This is a genomic window from Pseudomonas parakoreensis, assembly GCF_021602155.1.
In the GTDB taxonomy this organism is placed as follows: Bacteria; Pseudomonadota; Gammaproteobacteria; order Pseudomonadales; family Pseudomonadaceae; genus Aquipseudomonas; species Aquipseudomonas parakoreensis.
This window is the reverse complement of record NZ_BQHY01000049.1, coordinates 1-1,975: the sequence shown is the minus strand read 5'-3', so window position 1 is coordinate 1,975 and position 1,975 is coordinate 1. Positions and strand designations below refer to the sequence as shown.

At 51.4% G+C, this 1,975-nt stretch carries 2 protein-coding genes and 1 pseudogene; 1 reads left to right on the top strand and 2 read right to left on the bottom strand.

Going from position 1 to position 1,975, the window contains the following annotated elements; genetic code table 11:
* Positions 1–118: 118 nt before the first annotated feature.
* Together L6D63_RS28895 and L6D63_RS28250 are read right to left on the bottom strand one after the other, a co-directional pair.
* Positions 119–274, bottom strand: a pseudogene (locus L6D63_RS28895) (glycosyltransferase); the annotation flags it as partial.
* The gene (locus tag L6D63_RS28250) at positions 240–659 is read right to left on the bottom strand and encodes a GtrA family protein (protein ID WP_010951446.1); all 420 of its coding nucleotides are present in this window, start codon (positions 657–659) and stop codon (positions 240–242) included. The gene L6D63_RS28250 and the pseudogene L6D63_RS28895, both read right to left, overlap by 35 nt.
* A gap of 257 nt (positions 660–916) precedes the next feature.
* Here L6D63_RS28250 and L6D63_RS28245 point away from each other — a divergent pair, with 257 nt between their 5' ends.
* Complete coding sequence (locus L6D63_RS28245) at positions 917–1,945, top strand: LysR family transcriptional regulator (RefSeq protein ID WP_236170502.1); 1,029 nt, start codon at positions 917–919, stop codon at positions 1,943–1,945.
* Positions 1,946–1,975 lie beyond the last annotated feature (30 nt).

The following is a 1,975-nucleotide window of genomic DNA, read 5'->3' as shown; positions in this document are numbered from 1 at the left end:
GGAGCGGTTGCCATATGCCTCGACGGTCGAAGACTACGAAGCCTTGCTGCCGTGGAACTGCTCACCGGAGATGCCACGGTAAACCGTTGACCCACCTTGGGATAGGTGGGGTTTATGGATCGCTTACGAGGATTTCGCAGGAGACGGGTAAGCGCTTCACCACGCGGGTGATTCGCTGGTGGAACTCGGGGATGGTTTCCTCTTCCTGGAAGCAAGGGACCACGATGGTTAACAAGGGATCAGGGCGCTCGGGAAAGCGATGTAATGTCTGCATGATTGAATGTCCAAAAACGATGTGCAATGAATCCAAGTGCAGTGAGGCTTAAGGTCACTACGACTTGGGAGATGAGCGGTGACAGATTCGACTTGATGAGGAACCACATACCCACGCCATTGCCGAAGTTTGTGGTTAACGCGACCAGTGCAAACCTGACAGGCTGAAACTTACGAGAGCCATCTGCCACAAAACAGAGCGCCCTATTTCCAATGAAGCTCGCGATTGCGCCAACCATGCCGCCACAGATACTGGCCAGTAACGGAGTAACGAATTCTGTCGTAACCAGCAATAGGAACACCGCATAATGGACTCCCGTTGCTATGAAGCCGATCCCCAGATAACGAATCAGTAAGGTAGTAAGAGGTGGGGTTTGATTTTCCATGCCCAAAGCCTATGGAGGCAAAGGTGAAAAAATAGTGAACTAAATGTAAATGCGTAATTAGCCGAATCTATATATGGTAAGTAACAAGTCGGCGCACTAGGCTAGCACGCTACAATATCAGAGGGATTGCCTGAAAATTACGCTTTCGAAATAAAAGCCTTCCGATAACGCATGCATGACCCGTGGATTACAATGTTGACAAGATAAGGAAACACCGGGTGGCATTGAGATAGATTCCCCGAATTAAGGGGGACCTAATGGTTACACAAAATGAAACATATACAAGCACCGTTGTTCCTTACAGCCCTGACATATTGGATGATTTGCCAATTGATGATCAGCTGGCCGTAGAGTTTTTCGCAACAGCACGTTGTGCCAGTTTCAAACAGGCTGCCCGAGGGCTCAATGTGCCAGTGGTAGGCCTGCGGAAACGCTTGGAGAAACTGGAAGAGCACATTGGTGCTCCCGTGTTTGTCTACAAACACAACAAGCTTGCCCTGACCCGCACAGGCGAGAGGGTCAGCCATTACCTGTGCCAGCTCTTCGGCCCAGACGGCCTTGGCAAGTCCGGTGAAAAGGAAGTCCCCAGGCTTACCATCGCGATCACAGAGCCAGTGCTGAACGACATCGTAAACCGCGATCTAGTCGCCTACGTGCGTGATCATGCCGAAATGCAGCTGGAAATCCATTCAGAATGCACAACGCAGATGCTTTCTGAGTGTGAAGTCGATGTGGGTATCGCTTTGGTGAGCCCAGATGATAAAGGCGCGCTTGATCGCCATCCTACGTATAGGTTTGAACGGCTTGGCCGGATTGGGCACGCCCTGTTCATTTCCAGCCGCTATTCAAGAAGCGTCACCCTTCCAGTGGAGAGCTTGGATTTGCACAACTTCATGCTCGTTGTCCCTTGGGATGAAGAGATCTTGGCGGGCTCACGAAAGTGGGCATCGATAATGGCTGAGCATCAGGGCGGTACCACTCGGGTCAAGAGCTACAACCTATCACGAGGCCTTGTCGTTGGCGGTGCGTGTATTGGAGTGCTGCCCGACTACAGCCGAAAACTGGAGAGAAATATCCTACCCGTGCCGGGTTTCCTGGACGACCTGGAGGAGAAAGATGTCTATCTTGTTATCAAAACGAAGCTTGTCCGCAATCCGCAGGTTTTGGAAATTCGAAGATTGATCAAGAAGTGTAGTGGTCTACTAACCCCGGACACCCATTTAGGCGAGAATGCTCGCCACAGAGAGGTGTCCGATGACCAAACAACGCCGTACGTTTACCCCTGAGTTCAAGCGCGAAGCCGCCTGCCTGGTGCT

Coding starts and splice junctions, on each gene's coding strand:
- L6D63_RS28245 (WP_236170502.1), top strand. CDS start 917: ATGGTTACACAAAATGAAACATATACAAGCACCGTTGTTCCTTACAGC.
- L6D63_RS28250 (WP_010951446.1), bottom strand. CDS start 659: ATGGAAAATCAAACCCCACCTCTTACTACCTTACTGATTCGTTATCTG.